The 21,077-nt window shown below is 74.7% G+C and carries 19 protein-coding genes; 12 read left to right on the forward strand and 7 right to left on the reverse strand.

Annotation, left to right across the window (positions count from 1 at the left end; genetic code table 11):
- The first annotated feature begins 402 nt into the window (after positions 1-402).
- From dinB to PAI11_RS17800, 4 genes are all read left to right on the forward strand, one after another.
- Complete coding sequence (dinB, locus tag PAI11_RS17785; protein WP_170320749.1) at positions 403-1,581, forward strand: DNA polymerase IV; 1,179 nt, start codon at positions 403-405, stop codon at positions 1,579-1,581.
- 73 nt (positions 1,582-1,654) lie between these two features.
- Positions 1,655-2,455: an alpha/beta fold hydrolase gene (locus tag PAI11_RS17790; protein ID WP_007577337.1), complete on the forward strand. Its 801-nt coding sequence runs from the start codon at positions 1,655-1,657 to the stop codon at positions 2,453-2,455.
- Entirely contained in the window at positions 2,452-3,399 is a 948-nt protein-coding gene (locus PAI11_RS17795; protein ID WP_007577339.1) for a thioesterase family protein, read from the forward strand. The genes PAI11_RS17790 and PAI11_RS17795 overlap by 4 nt, the downstream gene beginning before the upstream one ends.
- A 240-nt stretch (positions 3,400-3,639) precedes the next feature.
- Positions 3,640-4,389, forward strand: a complete 750-nt coding sequence (locus PAI11_RS17800) for a leucyl/phenylalanyl-tRNA--protein transferase (RefSeq protein ID WP_138974400.1) — start codon at positions 3,640-3,642, stop codon at positions 4,387-4,389.
- Here PAI11_RS17800 and PAI11_RS17805 read toward each other — a convergent pair.
- Positions 4,277-5,380 (reverse strand): hypothetical protein, encoded by a 1,104-nt coding sequence (locus tag PAI11_RS17805; protein WP_081488510.1) that lies wholly within the window; start codon positions 5,378-5,380, stop codon positions 4,277-4,279. The genes PAI11_RS17800 and PAI11_RS17805 overlap by 113 nt on opposite strands.
- An 87-nt stretch (positions 5,381-5,467) precedes the next feature.
- Here PAI11_RS17805 and rpiA point away from each other — a divergent pair, with 87 nt between their 5' ends.
- The 8 genes from rpiA to PAI11_RS24700 all read left to right on the forward strand — a co-directional run bounded on the left by rpiA (position 5,468) and on the right by PAI11_RS24700 (position 15,017).
- Positions 5,468-6,157 (forward strand): ribose 5-phosphate isomerase A, encoded by a 690-nt coding sequence (gene rpiA, locus PAI11_RS17810; protein WP_040600830.1) that lies wholly within the window; start codon positions 5,468-5,470, stop codon positions 6,155-6,157.
- A 238-nt stretch (positions 6,158-6,395) separates the two neighbouring features.
- A complete protein-coding gene (locus PAI11_RS17815; protein WP_007577342.1) occupies positions 6,396-7,538 on the forward strand; it encodes a Re/Si-specific NAD(P)(+) transhydrogenase subunit alpha in 1,143 nt (380 codons plus the stop codon).
- Complete coding sequence (locus tag PAI11_RS17820; RefSeq protein WP_007577344.1) at positions 7,538-7,921, forward strand: NAD(P) transhydrogenase subunit alpha part 2; 384 nt, start codon at positions 7,538-7,540, stop codon at positions 7,919-7,921. Before PAI11_RS17815 ends, PAI11_RS17820 begins: the two co-directional genes overlap by 1 nt.
- Positions 7,921-9,342: an NAD(P)(+) transhydrogenase (Re/Si-specific) subunit beta gene (locus tag PAI11_RS17825; protein ID WP_050897299.1), complete on the forward strand. Its 1,422-nt coding sequence runs from the start codon at positions 7,921-7,923 to the stop codon at positions 9,340-9,342. Before PAI11_RS17820 ends, PAI11_RS17825 begins: the two co-directional genes overlap by 1 nt.
- 151 nt (positions 9,343-9,493) lie before the next feature.
- Positions 9,494-10,078, forward strand: a complete 585-nt coding sequence (locus tag PAI11_RS17830) for a GNAT family N-acetyltransferase (protein WP_007577349.1) — start codon at positions 9,494-9,496, stop codon at positions 10,076-10,078.
- Between the two features lie 171 nt (positions 10,079-10,249).
- Positions 10,250-11,968 carry a S8 family peptidase gene (locus PAI11_RS17835; RefSeq protein WP_007577350.1) on the forward strand — a complete coding sequence of 573 codons (1,719 nt, stop codon included), beginning with the start codon at positions 10,250-10,252 and terminating at the stop codon, positions 11,966-11,968.
- Between the two features lie 137 nt (positions 11,969-12,105).
- Positions 12,106-13,443: a proline dehydrogenase family protein gene (locus PAI11_RS24695; protein ID WP_050897300.1), complete on the forward strand. Its 1,338-nt coding sequence runs from the start codon at positions 12,106-12,108 to the stop codon at positions 13,441-13,443.
- The gene (locus tag PAI11_RS24700) at positions 13,440-15,017 is read left to right on the forward strand and encodes an aldehyde dehydrogenase family protein (protein ID WP_050897301.1); all 1,578 of its coding nucleotides are present in this window, start codon (positions 13,440-13,442) and stop codon (positions 15,015-15,017) included. Before PAI11_RS24695 ends, PAI11_RS24700 begins: the two co-directional genes overlap by 4 nt.
- 79 nt (positions 15,018-15,096) lie before the next feature.
- Here the strand turns inward: PAI11_RS24700 and PAI11_RS17850 are convergent, their stop codons facing one another.
- The 6 genes from PAI11_RS17850 to pepT all read right to left on the reverse strand — a co-directional run bounded on the left by PAI11_RS17850 (position 15,097) and on the right by pepT (position 20,979).
- Positions 15,097-15,861, reverse strand: coding sequence for a hypothetical protein (locus tag PAI11_RS17850; protein WP_138974401.1), 765 nt, complete (start codon positions 15,859-15,861; stop codon positions 15,097-15,099).
- Between the two features lie 134 nt (positions 15,862-15,995).
- Complete coding sequence (locus PAI11_RS17855; protein ID WP_007577354.1) at positions 15,996-17,627, reverse strand: AMP-binding protein; 1,632 nt, start codon at positions 17,625-17,627, stop codon at positions 15,996-15,998.
- 333 nt (positions 17,628-17,960) lie between these two features.
- Positions 17,961-18,473 carry a Clp protease N-terminal domain-containing protein gene (locus PAI11_RS17860; RefSeq protein WP_007577356.1) on the reverse strand — a complete coding sequence of 171 codons (513 nt, stop codon included), beginning with the start codon at positions 18,471-18,473 and terminating at the stop codon, positions 17,961-17,963.
- Positions 18,470-18,700: a helix-turn-helix domain-containing protein gene (locus PAI11_RS17865; protein WP_007577359.1), complete on the reverse strand. Its 231-nt coding sequence runs from the start codon at positions 18,698-18,700 to the stop codon at positions 18,470-18,472. Before PAI11_RS17865 ends, PAI11_RS17860 begins: the two co-directional genes overlap by 4 nt.
- Positions 18,701-18,791: 91 nt before the next feature.
- Entirely contained in the window at positions 18,792-19,616 is an 825-nt protein-coding gene (locus PAI11_RS17870; protein WP_007577361.1) for an SDR family oxidoreductase, read from the reverse strand.
- A 49-nt stretch (positions 19,617-19,665) separates the two neighbouring features.
- Positions 19,666-20,979, reverse strand: a complete 1,314-nt coding sequence (pepT, locus tag PAI11_RS17875) for a peptidase T (protein WP_007577363.1) — start codon at positions 20,977-20,979, stop codon at positions 19,666-19,668.
- Positions 20,980-21,077: the final 98 nt, after the last annotated feature.

Here is a 21,077-nt window from a genome sequence, read left to right on the forward strand (position 1 = left end):
TGGCGCACGGCTCTCGCTTCCCGGCGGCGACCTCCTCGGTCCACGAGCACCAGGCATCCACCCGCGGCGGGCGGCGGGCGAGGTCGCGAGGTCCCACGATCGACCCCGAATGCCGGGGTCGATCGTGGGACCTCGCCGGCGCTGGCCGGCGTCCGCCTTGCTGCCGCGCCGCCTGAAGGCTCCTCGGTTCGCGGCAGGCACGACCTTGAATCGTCGTCTCGGGGAACGCCGGAGGTGAGACGACGACGAGGCGTCGCGGAGCCGTCATCTCGCCGTCTCGCGGCCGGTGCGCCGTGAGACGACGATCCGCCGGGCGGTAGGGGCGCGACCGTCCCGCCCCAGCCACCCCCGCCTCGCACGAACAGGTGTTCGCGCCGCCGGGCGGCGTACCCTCCGCAGGTGGTGCCCGACGGTTCCCCAGAGCGCTCCTCCGCCGGGTCGTCCGAGGACGGCACGGCGAACGGTGCCGCCCCCGCCACCCCGGCCGCGCCGCCGGAGCCGCCGGCCGACGCCGGCCCCGAGCGCTGCGTCGGGCACGTCGACTGCGACGCGTTCTTCGCCGCCGTCGAGCTGCTGCGACGGCCGGAGCTGCGCGGCAAGCCGGTGATCGTCGCCCACGACGGGCCGCGATCGGTGGTCACGACCGCGACCTACGAGGCCCGCAAGCACGGCGTCGGGTCGGCGATGCCGCTGGTGACGGCGCGCCGCCGCTGCCCGGACGCGATCCTCGTGCCGCCCGACCTGGACGCCTACCGCGAGGCGTCGCAGGGGGTGATGGCGATCATCCGCGACGAGGTCGAGGTGGTCCAGCAGATGAGCCTCGACGAGGCCTACGTCGACCTGACCGGGATGCTGGCGCCGCGGGCCGCGATGCGGCGGCTGGTGACCCGGGTCAAGGCCGAGACCTCGCTCGACGTCTCGGTCGGGATCGGGCCGAACAAGCTGGTGGCCAAGCTCGCGTCGGACGCCGAGAAGCCGCGCGGCTTCGTGGTCCTGGACCGGCGCGACGCCTGGCGGCGGTGGGCGGGGGAGTCCCCGGGGCTGCTGCCGGGGATCGGGCCCAAGACCGCGCTCGACCTTGAGCGCCGCGGCGTCGGCACGATCCGGGCGCTGTCGCGACTCGACGAGCCGCAGCTGAGCGAGTGGTACGGGCCGCGGACGGGGCCGTGGCTGTGGCGGCGCTGCCGGTTCGACGATCGCGATCCGGTCGTGGCCGTCCGCGAGCCGGTGTCGGAGAGCCGCGAGACCACCTTCTCGATCGACCTCGACGAGATCGAGGACCTCGAGCGCGAGCTGCGCCGGCTGGCGATCGCGCTCGGCGAGGCGCTCGAGCGCCAGGGGCGGCGGGGGAGGACGGTCGGGATCAAGGTCCGCCTGGCCGACTTCACCACCGTCACCCGCTCCCGGACCCTCCCGACGGCGATCGACGACCCCGAGGTCCTCGCCGAGATCGCGGTCGCGATGCTGCTCGAATACGCCCCCGCCCAGCCCGTCCGCCTGCTCGGCGTTCGCGCCGCCGGCCTCGAGCTGATCGACGGGCCCGGCGCGCAGCTGACGCTGCCGCTGGAATCGGCGCGCTGAGCGGGCTCGCCGGCCCCCTCCCAAAGACCCCACCATCCCGCACGACGACCACCCGCCTGCTAGGACATGGGCAATGCACCTGCACGTCGAGGTCGCGGGCGAGGGACGGCCGGTCGTCCTGCTGCACGGGCTGACCGCAAGCCACCGCTACGTCGTCATGGGCAGCAAGCGCCTGGAGCGGAGCGGGCACCGGGTCGTGGCCTACGACGCGCGTGGGCACGGGGCCTCGGATCCCGCTCCGAACCCACGGGACTACGGCTACGAGCTGCTGGTCGGGGACCTGATCGACGTCCTGGACCAGCAGGGGATCGAGCGCGCGGTCCTGGCCGGCGCGTCGATGGGGGCGCACACGGCGATGCGGGCCGCGCTCGAGCACCCCGACCGCGTCGCCGGGCTCGTGCTCGCCACGCCGGCCTTCGTCCCCGGCAACGAGTCCGACCCGCGCGCCCTCGCCCGCTGGGACCGGCTGGCCGACGGGATGGCCTCGGGCGGCGCCGAGGGCTTCGTCGCCGCCTACCGCTTCGACGACGTCCCCGAGGCCTGGCGCGACACGGTCCGCAAGGTCACCGCGCAGCGCCTGGCCGTCCACGAGCACCCCGAGGCGGTCGCCGACGCCCTGCGCGCCGTCCCGCGCAGCGCCCCCCTCGACGACCTCGCCCAGCTGCAGGCGATCAGCGTCCCGACCACGGTCGTCGGCAGCCGCGACGAGGCCGACGCCGGCCATCCGCTCGCCGTCGCCCGCCGCTACGCCGACGCCATCCCCGGCGCCCGGCTACTGGTCGAGGACGAGGGCCAGTCCCCGATCGCGTGGCGCGGCGGGCAGCTCTCCGAGGTCATCGCCGAGGTCGCCGAGCAGGCCGAGGCCCGAGCATGAGCAGCAACCCCCCGATCCCGACCACCCCCGGCGACGAGCGCCCCGCCACGCCCGAGCCGGTCCCCGAGGCGATCGCCCTGCCGCGCCTCCCGGAGCCGGACCCGGCCGCCGACTCCAGGACCGCCGACGGCCCCGCCCGCGACGGTTCCTCGGCCGTCGCCGACCACGTCGAGCAGCTGCTCCTGACCGGTGCCGCCCGCGGACCGTGGGACCCGCGCAGCTCCCACGGCGGCGCCCCGGCCGCGCTGCTGGCCCGCGCGATCGAGCGCGCGGCGGTCGGCGACGAGGTCCGGATCAGCGCCCTCTCCTACACCTTCTACGGGCCCGTTCCGCTCGGCCCGATCGAGATCCGGGCCCGCCTGCGCAAGCCCGGCCGGCGCCAGCAGATCGTGACCGCCGAGCTGCTCGCCGGCGGCCGCGTCGCGATGGAGGCCCGCGGCATCCTGCTGCGCCGCGGCCAGGTCGAGCTGCCCGCCACCGTCTCCGGCCCGTGGCCCGAGCTGCCGCCGCCCGAGGGCGCGCCCGAGCTGACCGATCGCTTCGTCCCCGAGGGCACGCTCGGATTCCACCCGACCGCGATCGAGATCCGCCAGGTCGAGGGTGGCTTCGACGCCCTCGGATCGACGGCGATCGCCTGGTTCCGGCTGCGGCTGCCGGTCGTCCCCGGCGAGCAGCCGACGCCGATCCAGCGTGCCGCCACCGCCTCGGACTTCGGCAACGGCCTCGCCCACCCGGTCTCGTTCGGCGAGTACCTGTTCGTCAACTGCGACCTCAACGTCTCGCTGCACCGCGACCCGGCGGGGGAGTGGATCGGCCTGCGCCCGCGGACCGAGCTCGACCGCGCCGGGACCGGGCTCACGACCACCGAGCTGCACGACCAGGCGGGCCGCTTCGGCACCGCCACCCAGACGCTCTTCGTCGACCGCGCGCCGGCCGCCGGCTGACTCCCGGCCTCCGCCGATCCCCGGGTCGTCCCGCCGTCGATCGGCGGTCCGGGCCAGCGTCCCGAAGCGCCCCGGACACTGCGTCCGGCGCGCGGTCCGGGCAGTCCTCGGCGGACGCCTGGCTGACGGACTGTCGATCGGTGTCACCGAGGGCGCTCCGGTTCGCTACGGTGGCGCTAGGTGGAGAGCGCGCGCGGCCCCCATACCGACGACGGCGGGTGGATCCTCGATCCCCCCGGAATGCTGTTCGTGTACGAGCAGGGTGCCTTCCCGATGGACACCCGCGACGAGGACGGCCGCTTCCGCGTCGCCGCCTACCGGGCCGATCCGCGCGCGATCCTCGATCTCGACGCGATCCGGCTGCCGCGGACGCTGCGCCGCACGCTCCCGCGCCACGAGTACCGCCTGACCGTCGACCGGGCGTTCGGCGAGGTCGTCGACCGCTGCGCCCAGCGTCCCGGCCTCGATCCCGGCGAGGTCTGGCTGACGCCGCGCCTGGCGGCCGCCTACCGCGCGCTGCACCGCTGGGGCCACGCCCGCAGCTTCGAGGTCTGGTCCGGCGACGAGCTGGTCGGCGGCACCTTCGGCGTCGCCCTCGGCCGTGCCCACACCCTCGAGTCGATGTTCCACGTCGCCGCCGACGCGGGCAGCGCCGCCGTCCTGTCGGCCGCGGTTCGGCTGCGGGCCGCGGGTTACCGGCTGCTCGACGTCCAGCAGCGGACCGACCACACGGCCCGCCTGGGCGTCGAGGACCTGGCCGAGGAGACGTTCCTCGACCGGCTCCAGGCCGCGCTGGTCGGCGGCCTGCGCCCGGCGGCCGTGCGGCGCGACGGCGGTCCCGTCGACAGCGCCGAGCTGGTCGCCGCGCTCGACCGGCTCATCGCAGCCCGAGGAAGGTACGCCAGGTCGCTCGCGACAGTCCGGCGTGCGTCTGCAGACCGGATTGCCACTCGTTCCCGGCGCCCGGGTCACGCAGCTGGTACCACGTGAAGCTGCGGATCCCCTCGCGGCGCGCGAACCGCCACGCCTGATCGAGGTACTGCGCCGCGCGCGCGATCGGCGTCCTGCTGCTGCCGGCCGTCCGGTAGGCGAACTCGGTGATGTGGACGTTGCGCGACGCGGTCCGGCTGATCCGCTTGGCCGCCGCCAGCGAGCGCAGCTGCGAGAGCGCGCTGCGCAGGTTGCCCATCGTCCACGCGTCCCGGTTCGCGCGGGTCTGGGTCGGCGGCTTCTGGAAGTCGTGGGTGTGGAGCGTGATCCCGTCGGCGCGCAGCCGCGTCCGGCACGAGCGCGTGGCCCGCAGCGACCGGAACCGCGAGTCGACGCAGAGCGCCTTGCGCAGGAACAGCCCCGGGTTCATCGCGTTCGAGGTCCGCGCGTTGGGGGCGAACTCGCCGACCAGCACCGGGACGCCCGGGTCGGCCTTCTTGAACGCCGCGTAGCCGGCGTTGGAGAGCGTCACCCAGCGGCGCGCCTGGTCCAGCGGCCACATCGAGCGGAAGTTCGGCTCGTTCCAGGTCAGGTAGCCGGCGATCGGCAGGTCGGCGAACGCCTCGGCGACCGAGGTCGCGAACCTGCCGTAGCGGCGGATCAGGGCGTCGGTGATCCGGATCGGCGTGCCCCGCTTGCGGTTGATCGGCGAGTAGATGCCGACCAGCAGCCTGGCGCCGACCGCCTCGCCCTCGATCGCCGCCCGCCGGACGGCGGTGACGTAGCGCGGCGCGATCGCGTCGCCCTCGCTGGGGTTCCAGACCACCAGCGACCGCACCACCGTCACCTTGGCCTGGGCGACCGCCCGCCAGAACGCCGCCCGCAGCTCCGGGTCGTCGGAGTAGGCCATCCGCACGTCCTGCAGGCCCTTCGCCATCGGCGCCGCCGGCGCCTCCGCGCGCGAGCCCGCGGCCAGCGGGCCGAGCAGCGCCGCCAGCGCCGCCAGGACGCAGAGCGCCAGCGGCAGACGTCGGGGGACCGGGAACGGCATCGGCGAGATGGTAGGGACGGCCGGGCGGCCACGCGCCACCACGACGAGCGGTCTCGAGCGCCCGCGGGAAGCTGCGACGATGGTCCGGTGAGCGCGGATCAGGCGGAGCGCGAGGCGGGCAAGCGGGCCGCCGCCCGAGCCGCCGCGGCCGACGTCCCGCACGGGGCGCGGGTCGGCCTGGGGACCGGATCGACGGTCGCCCACCTGCTGCCGGCGCTGGCCGAGCGCAACCTGGACCTGCGCTGCGTCGCGACGTCGCCGGCGACCGAGGAGGCGGCCCTGGCGCTCGGCCTGCGGGTCGAGCCGTTCTCGGCCCTCGACCGGCTGGACGTGGCGATCGACGGGGCCGACCAGGTCGACCACGAGGCCTGGCTGGTCAAGGGCGGGGGCGGGGCCCACACGCGCGAGAAGGTCGTCGCGGTCGCCGCGGCGCGGTTCGTGGTGATCGTCTCGGACGACAAGCTGGTCGAGCGGATCAGCGGGCCGGTGCCGCTGGAGCTGCTCGACTTCGGTCTGCCCGCGACGCTGCGGCGGCTGGCCCACGCCGCCGTTCGCGACGCGCCCCGCAGCCCGGACGGCGGCGTGATCGCCGACCTCGGGCCGGCGGGCACGATCGCCGACCCGGCGGCGCTCTCCGCCTGGCTGGCGGCGACGCCCGGCGTGGTGGAACACGGCCTGTTCCCGCCGGCGCTGGTCGACGAGGTCGTGGTCGGCGGGCCCGGCGGCGTCCGCCGGTGGGCGGTCTCGCGGGGCGCTCAGGCGCCCTACCGGCAGTAGCAATTCCAAAGTGGAATGCCTGTGGGAATGGATGCGGCGACCGTGCAACCGCGGGATCCGACATACTTCGCCGCTGTCCGACGCGGTCGTCGGCGCCGGGCCCCGCGGCCCGCGCGCGAGGCGGGCGGGCGGGCGGAGAACTTGAGTCGCGCCGGTGGTGGCGCGGCCACGTCCCCGAGCAACCTGGAGGCCCGTCTGTGTCACACGGAACCGCACGAAGCCCCCGCGTGGTGGGCCCATGAGCCTGACGCTGGGTATTCCGAAGGAGACCGCCACCGACGAGCGTCGGGTAGCGCTGGTCCCGGACGTCATCAAGCGCCTCGGCGCCAAGGGCGTCAAGGTCGTCGTCGAGCCGGGCGCGGGGGAGCATGCGCTGATCCCCGACGCGCTGTTCGAGGAGGCCGGGGCCACGCTCAGCTCCGACGTCTGGAGCGCTGACATCGTCGTCAAGGTCGCCCCGCCGACCGCCGACGAGGTCGCCCGGCTGGGCAGCGAGTCGATCCTGATCGGCTTCCTCGCGCCGCTCTCCTCGCCGGAGACGGCGACGCTGCTGCGCGACAAGGGCGTGACCGCCTTCGCGATGGAGGCGATCCCGCGGATCAGCCGCGCGCAGGCGATGGACGCGCTGTCGTCGCAGTCCAACGTCGCCGGCTACAAGTCGGTCCTGACCGCCGCCGATCACTCGACGCGGTTCTTCCCGATGCTGATGACCGCCGCGGGCACGATCCCGCCGGCGAAGGTGCTGGTGCTCGGGATCGGCGTCGCCGGCCTGCAGGCGCTGGCCACCGCCCGCCGCCTCGGCGCGAAGACGACCGGCTACGACGTGCGGCCGGAGACGGCCGAGCAGGTCGAGTCGCTCGGCGCCACCTGGCTGGACCTCGGGATCGAGGCCGCCGGCGAGGGCGGCTACGCCCGCGAGCTGACGCAGGAGGAGCGCGACCAGCAGCAGCAGGCGCTGACCGACGCGACCAAGGGCTTCGACGTGGTGATCACCACCGCGCTGGTCCCGGGGCGTCCCGCGCCGCGGCTGGTGACCGCCGAGGCCGTCGAGGGCATGCGCCCCGGCTCGGTGATCGTCGACCTCGCCGGCGAGACCGGCGGCAACTGCGAGCTGACCGAGCCGGGCCAGACCGTCGTCAAGCACGACGTCACGATCGTCTCGCCGCTGAACCTGGCGTCCGACATGCCCGAGCACGCGTCGCAGCTGTACGCCCGCAACGTGCAGTCGCTCGTCGAGCTGATGCTGGAGACCCCGGAGGGCGCCAGCGAGCCGTCGCTGAAGCTCGACTGGGACGACGAGATCATCGCCGGCGCGGCGATCACGCGCGACGGCGAGATCGTCCATCCGGGCGCCAAGAAGACCGTGGAGGCTGCAGCCTGATGTCCGCGCTTTCGACCACCGTGCTCGGCGTCGCCGAGCACGCCTCGGGGAGCAGCAGCACGCTGCTCACCAACCTCGCGATCCTCGTGCTGAGCGGGTTCGTCGGCTACGCCGTGATCTCGAAGGTCCCCAACACGCTGCACACGCCGCTGATGTCGGGCACCAACGCGATCCACGGGATCGTCGTGCTCGGCGGCCTGCTGCTGCTGGCCACCGGCGACGACCTCGGCACCGGCACCACGATCATCCTCTTCGCCGCGCTGGTCTTCGGCGCGATCAACGTGATCGGCGGCTTCGTCGTCACCGACCGGATGCTCGAGATGTTCAAGGCCAAGCCCGAGCCGAAGAAGGCCGCGGGCGACGACGAGAAGGGCGGCAAGTGATGAACGGCCCGCTCGCCTCGTTCCTGACCGACGCCAACTTCAAGTCGGTCCTCTACATCGTCGCCTTCTCGCTGTTCATCTACGGCCTCTCCGGCCTGACCGGCCCGAAGACCGCCGTCCGCGGCAACCGGATCGCCGCGATCGGCATGTCGATCGCCGTCGTCGCGACGCTGCTCGTCGATCCGTTCCACAACCCGGTCCTGATCATCATCGGCTCGCTGATCGGCGTCGGCGTCGGCGTCCCCGCCGCGCGCAAGGTCAAGATGACCGCGATGCCGCAGATGGTGGCGCTGTTCAACGGCGTCGGCGGCGGCGCGGTCGCGCTGATCGCGTGGGCCGAGTTCCGCACCTCGGGCGGCTTCGACGTCACGCCGACCTACATCGTCGTCTTCTCGCTCTTCAGCGCGATCGTCGGCTCGGTCTCCTTCTGGGGCTCGAACATCGCCTTCGGCAAGCTCCAGGAGCTGATCTCCGGCGCGCCGATCACGCTCAAGGCGCTGCAGCTGCCGGTCCAGGCGCTGGTCGGCCTGGTCGCGATCGGCTCGGCCGTCGCGATCGCCACCGGCTCCACCAGCGAGGGCCTGATGGTCCTGCTGCTGATCTCCGCCGGCGTCTTCGGCGTGCTGCTGGTGCTGCCGATCGGCGGCGCCGACATGCCGGTCGTGATCTCGCTCCTGAACGCGTTCACCGGCCTGGCCGCGGCCGCGGCCGGCGTCTCGCTCGACAACCAGGCGCTGATCGTCGCCGGCATGATCGTCGGCGCGTCCGGCACGATCCTGACCCAGCAGATGGCGATCGCCATGAACCGCACGATCGTCTCGGTGATCGCCGGCGGGTTCGGGGGCGGGGGCGGCGACGCCCCGGCCGGCGCGGCCGGCGCCGGTGGCGGCACGGTCCGCTCGACCAGCGCCTCCGACGTGGCGATCCAGATGGCCTACGCCCGCCTGGTCGTCATCGTCCCCGGCTACGGGATGGCGGTCTCGCAGGCGCAGCACGCGGTCAAGGAGATGGCCAACCTGCTCGAGTCCAAGGGCGTCGAGGTCAAGTACGCGATCCATCCCGTGGCCGGCCGCATGCCGGGTCACATGAACGTGCTGCTGGCCGAGGCCGACGTGCCCTACGAGCAGCTCAAGGAGATGGACGACATCAACGGCGAGTTCAAGCGCACCGACGTGTCGCTCGTGATCGGCGCCAACGACGTCACCAACCCCGACGCGCGCAACAAGGCCGACAGCCCGATCTACGGGATGCCGATCCTCAACGTCGACGAGTCGCAGTCGACGATCGTGCTCAAGCGGTCGATGTCGTCGGGCTACGCCGGCATCGACAACCCGCTGTTCGTCGATCCGAAGACGAGCATGCTGTTCGGCGACGCCAAGGCCTCGGTCGAGGCGATCACCGAGGAGCTCAAGGCGCTCTGAGGCGCGCTCCGCGATCCCGCCACCGGCATCGGGTGGCGGGATCGGCGCGGGACGTTCCGGTCGCTCGTCGACCGGAACGTCGCGTCCGGTCCGCTGGCGTCGGCGGTCCGCTGCCACCCGGCGCCGATCCGGCTGACCTACGATGGACGCGATGCTCGCGCGCCATCGGCAGCCGCAACCGGAGCCCGTCGGCCGCGTGGCCATCCGCGCTCCGCGGATGGCCGACGCGGACGACTTCGTGGCCGCGATGCGCGCCAGCCTCGACCTGCACGAGCCGTGGGCCACGCCGCCGACCACCCGCGAGGTGTTCGCCGCCTACGTCGAGCGGACCCGCAGCGAGGACTTCGCCGGCTACCTGCTGCACCGCCACGAGGACGGCGCGCTGGTCGGCTACGTCAATCTCAGCCAGATCGTCCACGGGCCGCTCTGCAGCGCGTACCTGGGGTACAACGCCGTCGCCGCCCACGCCGGGCGCGGCTACCTGACCGAGGGCGTCGCCCAGGTCCTGCTGGACGCGTTCGGCCGCCACGGCCTGCACCGCGTCGAGGCCAACATCCAGCCCGGGAACGCGCCGTCGCTGGCGCTGGCGCGCCGGCTGGGCCTGCAGCGCGAGGGCTTCTCGCCGCGCTACCTGCGGATCGGCGGCGAGTGGCGCGACCACGAGCGCTGGGCGCTGCTGGCCGACGATCCGGCGGCGCGTCGGCTGCCGGCGCTGGCCGCCGGCGAACGTTCCTGACCGGCTGGTCAACCCGCCGTCCCGGCGCTGGTTGTGCAACCGGACCAAAAGTGGTCCGGCATGTTGGACGAAACGGTCGCACGGGCTCGAAGGGCGTATGCGAGCCTGCCGCCCCAGCGATCTGGCGAGATCCCCCGCGCCGGACGCTCGACACACCAGGAGGTTCCCCCGATGACGCGTTCCCGAGCGTTGATGGCGGGCGCCGTGGCGGCCGCGTGCGCCGTCGCCGGCGTCCCAGCCGCGGCCACGGCCGCTCCCAAGGCACCGGTCCGGCAGTACACCGTGGTCGCGAAGACCGGCACCAGCCGCGCGTCCTTCGAGCGCGCGGTGCGACGAGCCGGTGGCACCGTCGTGCGCTACAACCGCGCGGTCGCGGTCGGCGCCGTGCGCGGGCCCAAGGGCTTCGCTCCCCGTGCCGTCAAGGCGGTCGCGATCGTCGGCGCCAGCGAGCGGCGCGCGATCGGCCGCGTCCCGGCGGCCGCCAAGCGCCTGCAGCGCAACCGCGCGATCGAGCATGGCGTCGACGGCGGTCGCGACGCCGCGGGAGCGCAGCGCCGCAAGCCGCAGCCGCCGGCGACCGGGATCGATCCGCTGGCCCCGCTGCAGTGGGACATGGCCGCGATCGGCGCCACCGCCCAGCAGAGCTACCGCTACGACCAGGGCGCCGGCGTCCGGGTCGGCATCATGGACACCGGCGTCGACGGCGGCCATCCCGACATCGCCCCCAACTTCGACCGCGGGCTGTCGCGCAACTTCACGGTCGACGACCCGGTGATCGACGGCCCCTGCGCCGAGGATCCCGACGGCTCCTGCCAGGACCCGCCCGACGTCGACGAGGACGGGCACGGGACCCACGTGGCCAGCACGATCGCGTCGCCGATCAACGGCCTCGGGATCGGCGGCGTCGCGCCCAAGGCCGACATCGTCAACCTGCGGGTCGGCCAGGACTCCGGCTACTTCTTCACGCAGCCGACGGTCGACGCGCTGACCTACGCCGGCGACCACGGGATCGACGTGGTCAACATGAGCTTCTACATCGATCCCTGGCTCTACAACTGCACCGCCAACCCGGCCGACTCGCCCCAGGCGCAGGCGCAGCAGCGGACGACGATCATCGCGGTCCAGCGGGCAGTCGACTACGCCCGCAGCAAGGGCGTGCTGCCGGTCGCGGCGCTCGGCAACGAGAACACCGACATCGACGACCCCAAGTTCGACGACACCTCGCCGGACTACCCGCCGGACGCCGCCTACGAGCGGACGATCGACAACAGCTGCCTGTCGGTCCCGACCGAGACCGAGGGCGTGGTCGGCGTGACCTCCTACGGCCCGACCGGCCGCAAGGCGTACTACTCCAACTGGAGCCTCGACCAGGCCGACCTGGCGGCGCCGGGCGGGGACCGCCGGGAGTTCTTCGGCACCCCGCGGTTCAACGCTCCCGAGAACCGGATCCTGGCGGCCTACCCGGAGAGCGTCGGACGGGTCGGCGACACCGACCTCGACGGCAAGGTCGACATCGACGCGGCCGGCAACCCGACGACGCCGCTGGTCGTCAAGGACACCCACGGCGGCGTCAGCTCCTACTACCAGTGGATCCAGGGCACGTCGATGGCGAGCCCGCACGCTGCCGGCGTCGCGGCCCTGGTGGTCGCGGCCAAGGGCAGGCGCGACCGGCGCAACGGCGGCCTGACGCTGCCGGCCGCCAAGACCGAGCGGCTGCTGGAGCGCTCGGCCGTGCCGATGGCGTGCCCGCCCGGCGGGGTCCTGACCTACCCGGATCCGGACCTGCCGCCGTCGTACACGGCCCGCTGCACCGGCACGACGGACCACAACTCGTTCTACGGCGACGGCTCCGTGAACGCGCTCAACGCGGTCCGGCTCGGCCGCCCGTAGCCGACGGCATCCGGCTCCCGTCGTCCCGTCCCGCGGCGGGTCGCGATCAGCGTGATCGCGACCCGCCGAGCCGGGATCCGCCGACGATCGGCGGGCCCGGCCGAACCGGCGCTATCGTCGGAGATCGAGGCACGCCCGTGAGCGCCCACGCCACCACCGCCCCCGAGGAGCTGATCCACCGGATCGGCCACGAGCTCGCGGACGCGCTGCCGCACCACCGGCTGGGTGGCGGGATCGACCGCCAGGCGATCGACCGGATCGCGGCCGACCCGCAGCTGAAGGCGGCGCTGTTCCGGTTCGTCGACGTCGCGCCGGCGGCCCGCAGCCAGCGCGAGGCGGCGGCGCACCTGGAGGCGCTGCTGGCCGAGGCGGACCGGCTGCCGGGACCGTTCGCGGCCGTCGACGGGCTGGCCCGGCGGCCGATCACCGCGCCGCTGGTCGGTCGCGGGGCGACCTGGGCGGTGCGGCGGATGGCGCGCCAGTTCATCCTCGCCGAGGACGCGGCGGGGGCGACCCGCTCGCTGGCGAAGCTCTGGGACGAGGGCGCGGCGACCGCGCTCGACCTGCTGGGCGAGGCGTCCGTCAGCGACGCCGAAGCGGACACCTACGCGGCACGCTGCCTGGACGCCCTGGAGCAGCTCGACCGCGCCTACCGCGGGCTGCCGGGACGGCCGCGGCTGGACGCCGACGGGACCGGGCCGCTGCCGCGCGCGCACCTGTCGGTGAAGCTCAGCGCGCTGACGCCCCAGCGCCATCCGTTCGCGCCGGAGCGGGTCAGCGAGGACGCCAAGCGACGGCTGCGGCCGATCGCGCGACGGGCGCGGGAGCTCGGCGCGCACCTGCACCTGGACAGCGAGTCGCTGGACTCGCGCGAGGCCGTGCTGAGCACCGCGCTCGAGCTGCTGGCCGAGCCGGAGTTCGCCGACGGGCCCTCGGCCGGGGTGGTGCTGCAGGCCTACCTGCGGGATGCCGACGAGGTCCTCGACCGGCTGCTGGTGACCGCCGGCCGCCGCAAGCCGCCGCTGCTCGTGCGGCTGGTCAAGGGGGCCTACTGGGACCACGAGGTGATCGACGCCCGCCAGCACGGCTGGACGCCGGCGGTCCACCCCGACCAGGCCGCGACCGACCGCGCCTACGAGGCCCTGACCCGACGGCTGCTCGATGCGCGACCGGCGGTGCGGGTGGCGATCGCGTCCCACAACCTGCGCTCGGTCGCCCACGCGATCGCCCACGACCGCCACGGCGGCGGCGACGGCCGCGACCTGGAGCTGCAGGTGCTGCTGGGCCTGGGGGAGGATCTGCGGACGGCGCTGGCCCGGCGTGGCTTGCGGGTGCGGGTCTACTGCCCGGTCGGCGATCTGGTGGCCGGGATGGCCTACCTGGTGCGACGGCTGTTGGAGAACACCGCCAGCGACTCGTTCCTGGACCGGCAGGCGCATGGGGCCTCGGTCGACGACCTGGTGCGCGCGCCGTGAGCGGGGGCGAGACCTTCGCCAACCAGCCGGTCCTCGACCTGCGGCTGGCGACGGAGCGGGCCCGGCTGACCGCGGCGCTGGCCGCGCTCGACGCCCGCCTGCCGCTGCGGGTCCCGGTCCTGATCGACGGGCAGGTGCGCCATGGCGACGAGCTGCGGTCGCTCGACCCGGGCGACCAGACCCGGACGGTCGCCACCAGCGCGCGCGCCGGACGGGACGAGGTCGACCGGGCCGTCGCCGTCGCCGAGGTCGCCGGACGAGCCTGGGCCGAGCGGCCGATGGCGGAGCGCGCGGCGGTCCTGCGGCGGGCGGCGGAGCTGCTGGTCGAGGAGCGCGCCGGGCTGGCGGCGCTGGCCGTGCGGGAGTGCGCGAAGCCGTGGGCGCAGGCCGACGCCGACGTCTGCGAGGCAATCGACTTCCTGCGCTACTACGGCGAGCGGTCGGCCGCGCTCGGCGGGCCGCTGCCGCAGCCGCCGGGCGAGCAGAACAGCCTGCGCTACCGGGCGCGCGGCGTCTGTGCCGTGATCGCCCCCTGGAACTTCCCGCTGGCGATCCCGTGCGGGATGACGGCGGCGGCGCTGGTGACCGGCAACCCGGTGGTCCTGAAGCCGGCCGAGCAGAGCCCGGCGTGCGCGGCGCGGCTGGTCGAGCTGCTGCATCGCGCGGGCGTCCCGGCCGGCGCGCTGGCGCTGCTTCCCGGAGAGGGGGAGGCGGGCGCCGCCCTGGTCGACCACCCACGGGTCGCGACGATCGCGTTCACGGGCTCGGCCGGGGTCGGGCTGGAGATCCTGCGGCGGGCCGCCGAGATCGTTCCCGGGCAGCGCCAGCTCAAGCGCGTCGTGGCCGAGATGGGCGGCAAGAACTGCGTCGTGGTGGCGGCCGACGCCGACCTCGACGACGTGGTGCCGGCGATCCTCGACTCGGCGTTCGCGTTCGCCGGGCAGAAGTGCTCGGCCGCGTCGCGGGTGCTGGTCGAGGCGGACGTGGCCGAGCGGCTCGAGCGGCGGCTGGCCGGGGCCCTGTCGACGCTGGTCGTCGGGCCGGCCGAGCGCTTCGCGACCGACGTGCCGGCGGTGATCGAGCGAGCGGCACAGGAGCGGATCGAACGCTTCCAGCAGCTGGTCCGCGACGACGGGGGAGAGCTCGTGCTCGGACCCGGGCCCGAGCCGGACGTGGCGATCGCCGACGGCTGCTGGGTGCGCCCGGCGCTGGCGCTTGGCCTGCCGCCCGGTGCGGCGTTGCTGCACGAGGAGGTCTTCGGCCCGCTGGTGAGCGTCGAACGGGTCGCCGACCTGGACGCTGCGCTGGCCCGGGTCGACGCGCTGCCCTTCGCCCTCACCGCCGGCGTCTTCAGCCGCAACCCGCGAACCGTCCGCCGGATCGTCGACGCGCTCCCGGCCGGCAACGTCTACGTCAACCGCGGGATCACCGGAGCGATGGTCGCTCGCCAGCCGTTCGGCGGCAACCGCCTGTCGGGGACCGGCACCAAGGCCGGCGGGCCCGACTACCTGCTGTCGTTCGTCGACCCCCAGGCCGTCACCGAGAACACCGTCCGGCACGGGCTGGTGGTCTGAGAGCGGGGCCGTCGGACCACTGGTGCGCGTTTGACACCTCACAGGTGCCAAACGCGCACCGGTCGCGGCCATGCGCCGGTCAGCCGCACGGGCCCTTGGCCTCCCACGGCACCGAGGCGTAGACGAAGATCAGCGGCGGCCGGGTGTCCCAGCCGGGGACCAGGAGCTGGTGGTCGACGGTCCCGCCGCACTCGTCGCCGTCGCCGCCGAGGGCGAACCGCAGGCGCCGGGCGACCGCTGCCGCGTGGGCCGGTCCCGCCTGTCGCAGGAAGAACGTGTGATCGCTGCGGTAGGGCACCGTCCCGGGGACGCCCGCGCCGTAGAGCGTGGTGCTCGAGAGGTCGATCCGGCGGACGGCCGCGGCGACCACGCCGCTCGCGGTCACCCAAGCGGTGGCGCGCCCGTCGGTGAGGACGCGCAGCACGCGATCGGCGGCGGCCGGCGTGGCCGAGTCGGGGGACGGCGCCGCGTCCTCGGCGCGCAGCCACGTCCGCCCGGTCCGGACCACCTCGGTCGTGACCGCGTCGACCGGCAGGCCGCCGACGGTCCGGCGCGTCGTCCACGCCACGCTGCCGCTGGCGACGGCGACCTTCGTGCTGCTGCTCCAGGTGTCCAGCAGCCGGACGACCCGCCGCTGGCCGCGCGGCGCGACGCAGGCGCGAAGGCTGGCGCCCGTCCGGTACACGCGGACGGTCGGGTTGCTGGCGCGCGCCAGGGTCCGGCCGACCGTCGGACAGGCGCCGACCGGGGAGGCGAGGGCGGGGGAGGCCGGGCCGGCGGCGGCAAGGGCCGCGCCGAGGACCGCGGCGGCCACGAGCGGGCGAAGAGCTGGGCGGGTGGTCATGCGGGGCCTCCGTCGTTGGGCATCGGGGTCAGCCTGCCGCGTGCCCACCTGCTCCAACACCTCATCGGTCACGTTCGCTGCGCCCGGTCGATCACGTTGGCGGGCCGGCGCCGCGCGGCCGCCGTGCCCGCGCTCTAGGCCTGCTCGATCTGGGCCAGCTCGCGCTTCAGGACCTTGCCGGTCGGGTTGCGCGGGAGCTGCTCGAGGAAGACGACGTCGCGCGGGGCCTTGTAGCGCGCCAGGTTGTCCTTGACGAAGGCCTGGACCTCCTCGGGACCGAGCGCCTGGCCGTCGCCGAGCACGACGAACGCCCGCAGGCGCTGCCCGAAGTCGGCGTCGTCGACCCCGATCGCGGCCGCGTCGACGATCGCCGGATGGCTGATCAGCAGCTCCTCGACCTCGCGCGGGAAGACGTTCTCGCCGCCGGAGACGATCATCTCGTCGTCGCGGCCGTCGACGTACAGCCGGCCCTCGGCGTCGAAGTGGCCGACATCGCCGCTCGACAGCAGGCCGTCGATGATCTCCTTGTTGCCGCCGCCGGTGTAGCCCTCGAACGGCATCCCGGTGCCGACGAAGATCCGCCCGGTGGCGCCCTTCGGCACGTCGTCTCCGTGCTCGTCCAGGATCCGGACCCGCGACCCGAACAGCGGCCGGCCGACGCTCGTCGGCGCCTCGCGGACGTCGCTCGGCGTCGCCAGGGTGGCCAGCGCCACCTCAGTCGAGCCGTAGAGGTTGTAGATCACGTCGCCGAGCAGCTCGGTGGCGCGCGCCGCGACCTCGGCCGGCAGCTGCGAGCCGGCGCTGAACGCGACCCGCAGCGAGGAGAGGTCGCGCGCCCGGACCTCGTCCGGGTCGAGCGCCAGCACCCGCTGCAGCATGATCGGCACCACGCAGACCGTCGTCGCCCGGTGGGCCTCGACGTCGTCGAGGAACTGGGCGGCGTCGAAGCGCGGACGCAGGACCAGCTTCGAGCCGAGGCCGAGCGACAGCAGCGCGATCAGCAGGCCGGTGCCGTGGAACAACGGTGGCCCGATGACGGTCGCCTCGCGGGCCCGCATCGGCATCCGCTCGAGCACCGCGCCCGGTCCGATGAACCCGCGCGGGTCCTCGCGCGGGGCGCCCTTCGGGGTCCCGGTGGTGCCGCTGGTCAGGAGCACGATTCGGCCGCTGGACGGCGGGGCCGGCGGCGCCCCGGACGCCCCGCTGGCGATCAGCGCGTCGAGCGGATCCTCGACCCCGGGCCGGGTCGCGCAGGCGACGGCCCCGAGCGCCAGCTCGACGCCCGCGACGGCGTCCGCCAGCTCCTCGTCGTGGAACAGCAGCTCGACGCCCTCGCGCTCGGCGACCTCCTTGGCCTGGCGGGCCGAGAAGGCGGTGTTCAGGTAGACGACCGTCGCGCCGGCGCGGACTCCGGCGAAGGCGACGAGCAGCGGCGCGCGATGGTTGCGACAGAGGATCCCGATCTTCGACCCGGGACCGATGCCCTTGGCCCGCAGGGCGTTGGCCAGCTGGTCGACCTGCGCGTCGAAGTCCGCGAAGGTCACCTCGCCGCGGTCGTCGGCGATCGCCGGCAGCGCTCCGTGGCGCAGGGCCGCGATCTTGGTCGCCGAACCGAACGACCCGAAGTCGCTCAGCGCACGGGCGATCTGGCGCAGCCGCTGCGGCGACTCGGCGCCGAGCATCCCGGCCTTCAAGAGCGCCCGCAGGCCCCGCACCTCGAGGCCGGCGCGGCGGGCGGAGGCGGGCAGCTTGTCGACGAGCGGCATGGTGCTGGCCACGCTACCCGAACGCGGTCGCCTCGTGATACAACACGCCGCAAGCTGTATCTCGGTCCCGGAGGAGGGCCGCGTTCGCCGGGGCCGTCGGCCCGGGTCGCCGACCGCCGCCGTGCGGCTGAAGCAGAAGCGCCCCGCCGGGGAGGCGGGGCGCTTCGATCACCGGGCGTGTTGGGCGCCGCGGTGGATGGGACGCGGGGACGCACGAGGGGGGTGTGCGGACCCGCACGGGCATTGTGCCTGATGGGGCGTGCACCGACCACCCCACTGGCCGTCGGATCGATCAGAGGTCCACGCCGCTCGGGCGCTGCGGGGAACAGACGGCTAGGTGCGGGGCGCGCCACCCGCGCGGTCGAGCTCGGCGCGGGCGGCGGCCCGCAGCGCGGCGCCGTCGACGCCGAGCCGGCGGAGGGCTCGAGCGGCCGTCCCGTGCTCCATCTCGGCGACGGCCAGCACGACGTGGGCGCCGGTCAGCCCGAGTCGCCTGTCGGCGCGGGACAGCTCGGCGGCGCGGCGGAAGGCGGCCTGGGCCGAGGCGCCGGTCAGGAGCGGGCCGGACGGCGGGGGCGGGGCGGTCGGCTCGATCGCGACCGGCTCGACGCCGATCGCCCGCAGCGCGTCGTCGTGCTCGGCCTCGATCGCCGGGCCGACGGCGTCCGGGTCGGCCCCCGCGGCGACCAGGGCGCGCCGGCCGAGGCCGTCGGGCAGGTCGAGCGCCGCGAGCAGCAGGTGCTCGGCGCCGGCGTGGGACTCCCCGGCGGCCCGGCCCTTCGCCTCGGCGTCGGTGAGCAGCAGCTTGATGGTGTTGACGGAGCGAAAGCGGCGCGTCAGCTTCATCTCGTCGGATCCTCGGATCGGTGTCGGTCGGCGCCGCGGCGGGCGTGGCGCTTGTGCGCGGCCTGGCGGGTCACGCCGAGCGCCTCGGCGACCTGGGCCCACGTCCATCCCTGGTCGATCGCCCGGGCGACGGCCTCGCGCTCCAGGCGCTCGGCGGTGCGACGGAGGGCGACGACCGCGGCCAGGGCGGCGGCGGGATCGTCGGGGGAGGGCAGGTGGTCGGACACGGCGATGTCGTCAACCGTAGTTGACAACCACCGATCTGTCAACCACAGTTGACAGGCCCGGTCTGGCCCGGGAACCGATCCGGGAGCCTCGTCAGTCGATCCCGGAGACGTGCGACTGCAGCCGCCGCATCCCCGCCAGCCAGCGGTCGTAGTCGCTGCCCTTCTGGCGGAAGTAGGTCAGGACCTCGGGGTGGGGCAGGATCAGGAAGTGGCCGTCGCGGAGGCCGTCGACGACGGTGCCGGCGACGGCCTCCGGGCTCAGGATGTCGCCGGCGGCCTTGACGACCGCGCTGGCCCTGGTCGCGTCGCCGCCCGATCCGGATCCCCCGCCCGGGCCGCCGGCGCCGTGCAGCAGCGGGGTGTCGACGCCCATCGGGCAGAGGCAGCTGACCCCGATCCCGCGGTCGCCGTAGGTCACGGCCAGCCATTCGGCGAAGGCCACCGCCGCGTGCTTGGTGACCGCGTAGGGCGCCGAGCCGATCTGGGTCAGGAGGCCGGCTGCCGACGCGGTGCTGAGGAAGTGGCCCTGGCCCCGCTCCAGCCACTCGGGGACCAGCAGCCGCGCCGCGATCACGTGCGCCCGCACGTTGACGGCGAAGGCGAGGTCCCAGACCTCGTCGGCGACCTGCTCGTCCTCGCCGACCGCGACCCCGGCGTTGGCGCAGAAGAGGTCGACCGGGCCGAACGCCTGGCGGGCCAGCTCGATCGTCGCGACGACGTCGTCCTCGCGCGAGGCGTCGCAGGCGATCGCCCGCGCGGCGTCGCCGATCTCCGCCGCGACGGCGTCGGCGCCGCTCCCGTCGAGGTCGGCGACGACCACGCCGCGCGCGCCCTCCTCGGCGAACCGGCGGGCCAGGGCTCGCCCGATCCCCGATGCGCCGCCGGTGACGACCACGACCTTCTCGCGCAGCTCCATGGGCGCAGCCTGCCGGATCGCGGCCGCCGGCGCGAGCGGCCGCCGGCGCTCAGCCGCGGACGGCGCGCCGCAGGTCCGGCGCGGTCCAGGCCTCGGCCAGGCGCACGATCGTGGCGGCAGCGGCGGCCATCTCCTGCAGCGATGCCCACTCGCGGACCGAGTGGTACTCGTGGCCGCCGGTGAAGACGTTCGGCGTCGGCAGCCCCATCGCGCTCAGCTGCGAGCCGTCGGTGCCGCCGCGGATCGCGGTCCGCAGCGGCTCCAGGCCCTCGGCCCGGATCGCGCGCTCGGCGGCCTCGGTGACCTGCGGGAACGCCTCGACGTAGGTCCGCATGTTCGGGTACTGCGGGCGGATCTCGACGGTCACCCTGGCGCGCGGCTCGCGCTCGACGACCTGCTCGGCGGTGCGTCGCAGCAGCTCGCCGTGGGCGGCCAGCAGCTCGTCGTCGAAGTCGCGCAGGATCGTGCGGATCACCGCGCGCGCCGCGTTGCCCTCGGTCTCGTAGACGTGGATGAACCCCTCGCGGCCGGACGTCCGCTCCGGCGTCCGCTCGGGCGGCAGCGCGGCGACGACCTCGGCCGCGAGCCGGGTCGCGTTGACCAGCTTGCCGGTGGCGAAGCCGGGGTGGACGTCGTGGCCCTCGATCGTGACGATTCCCTCGGCGGCCGTGAACGTCTCGTCCTGCAGCTCGCCCGGCTCGGAGCCGTCGATCGTGTAGGCGCAGATCGCTCCGAAGCGCTCGATGTCGAAGCGGTGGGCTCCGCGGCCGATCTCCTCGTCGGGCGTGAACCCGATCCGCAGCGTCGGGCGAGGCAGCTCGGGATGGGTCGCCAGGTAGGCGATCGCGGTCACGATCTCGGCCACGCCGGCCTTGTCGTCGGCGCCGAGCAGGGTGTCGCCGGAGGAGGTCACGAGGTCGTGGCCGACGCGCCCTCGCAGCTCGGGCATCTGGGCCGGATCGAGGACGGTGCCGCCGCGCGGCAGGTGGATCGTGCCGCCGTCGTAGCCGTGGTGGATCAGCGGCTCGACCCCGTCGCCCGGAGCGTCGGGGCTGGTGTCGACGTGCGAGATCAGCCCGATCGTCGGCACCGGTCCGTCGGCCTCGTCGATCGTCGCCGGCAGCGTGGCGTAGACGTAGCCGTCCTCGTCGAGGACGGCGTCGCCGAGCCCCAGCGCCTGCAGCTCGTCGACCAGCAGCCGCGACAGGTCCAGCTGGCCCGGCGTGCTCGGCCAGCGGTCGCCGTCGCGGTCGGACTGGGTCGCGACCCGCACGTAGCGCTGGAAGCGGGCCAGCAGGTCGGGGGCCAGCGCCTCGGCGAGCGGCGAGGTGTACGGGGCACGGGACGTGGGCGGGACGGCCATCCGCCCAGCCTGCCACAGCCGCCGCGGCGGGTCGCGCGAGGCGGCCGTTCGTCGGAGCCGGCGGCACCGCCACCCCGCCCCGTCCGACGGTCCGTCCC

Origin of the sequence: Patulibacter medicamentivorans (assembly GCF_000240225.1) — a bacterium.
In the GTDB taxonomy this organism is placed as follows: domain Bacteria; phylum Actinomycetota; class Thermoleophilia; order Solirubrobacterales; family Solirubrobacteraceae; genus Patulibacter; species Patulibacter medicamentivorans.

Coding starts and splice junctions, on each gene's coding strand:
- PAI11_RS17790 (WP_007577337.1), top strand. CDS start 1,655: ATGCACCTGCACGTCGAGGTCGCGGGCGAGGGACGGCCGGTCGTCCTG.
- PAI11_RS17795 (WP_007577339.1), top strand. CDS start 2,452: ATGAGCAGCAACCCCCCGATCCCGACCACCCCCGGCGACGAGCGCCCC.
- PAI11_RS17800 (WP_138974400.1), top strand. CDS start 3,640: ATGCTGTTCGTGTACGAGCAGGGTGCCTTCCCGATGGACACCCGCGAC.
- PAI11_RS17805 (WP_081488510.1), bottom strand. CDS start 5,380: ATGCCGTTCCCGGTCCCCCGACGTCTGCCGCTGGCGCTCTGCGTCCTG.
- PAI11_RS17815 (WP_007577342.1), top strand. CDS start 6,396: ATGAGCCTGACGCTGGGTATTCCGAAGGAGACCGCCACCGACGAGCGT.
- PAI11_RS17820 (WP_007577344.1), top strand. CDS start 7,538: ATGTCCGCGCTTTCGACCACCGTGCTCGGCGTCGCCGAGCACGCCTCG.
- PAI11_RS17825 (WP_050897299.1), top strand. CDS start 7,921: ATGAACGGCCCGCTCGCCTCGTTCCTGACCGACGCCAACTTCAAGTCG.
- PAI11_RS17830 (WP_007577349.1), top strand. CDS start 9,494: ATGCTCGCGCGCCATCGGCAGCCGCAACCGGAGCCCGTCGGCCGCGTG.
- PAI11_RS17835 (WP_007577350.1), top strand. CDS start 10,250: ATGACGCGTTCCCGAGCGTTGATGGCGGGCGCCGTGGCGGCCGCGTGC.
- PAI11_RS17850 (WP_138974401.1), bottom strand. CDS start 15,861: ATGACCACCCGCCCAGCTCTTCGCCCGCTCGTGGCCGCCGCGGTCCTC.
- PAI11_RS17855 (WP_007577354.1), bottom strand. CDS start 17,627: ATGCCGCTCGTCGACAAGCTGCCCGCCTCCGCCCGCCGCGCCGGCCTC.
- PAI11_RS17860 (WP_007577356.1), bottom strand. CDS start 18,473: ATGAAGCTGACGCGCCGCTTTCGCTCCGTCAACACCATCAAGCTGCTG.
- PAI11_RS17870 (WP_007577361.1), bottom strand. CDS start 19,616: ATGGAGCTGCGCGAGAAGGTCGTGGTCGTCACCGGCGGCGCATCGGGG.
- pepT (WP_007577363.1), bottom strand. CDS start 20,979: ATGGCCGTCCCGCCCACGTCCCGTGCCCCGTACACCTCGCCGCTCGCC.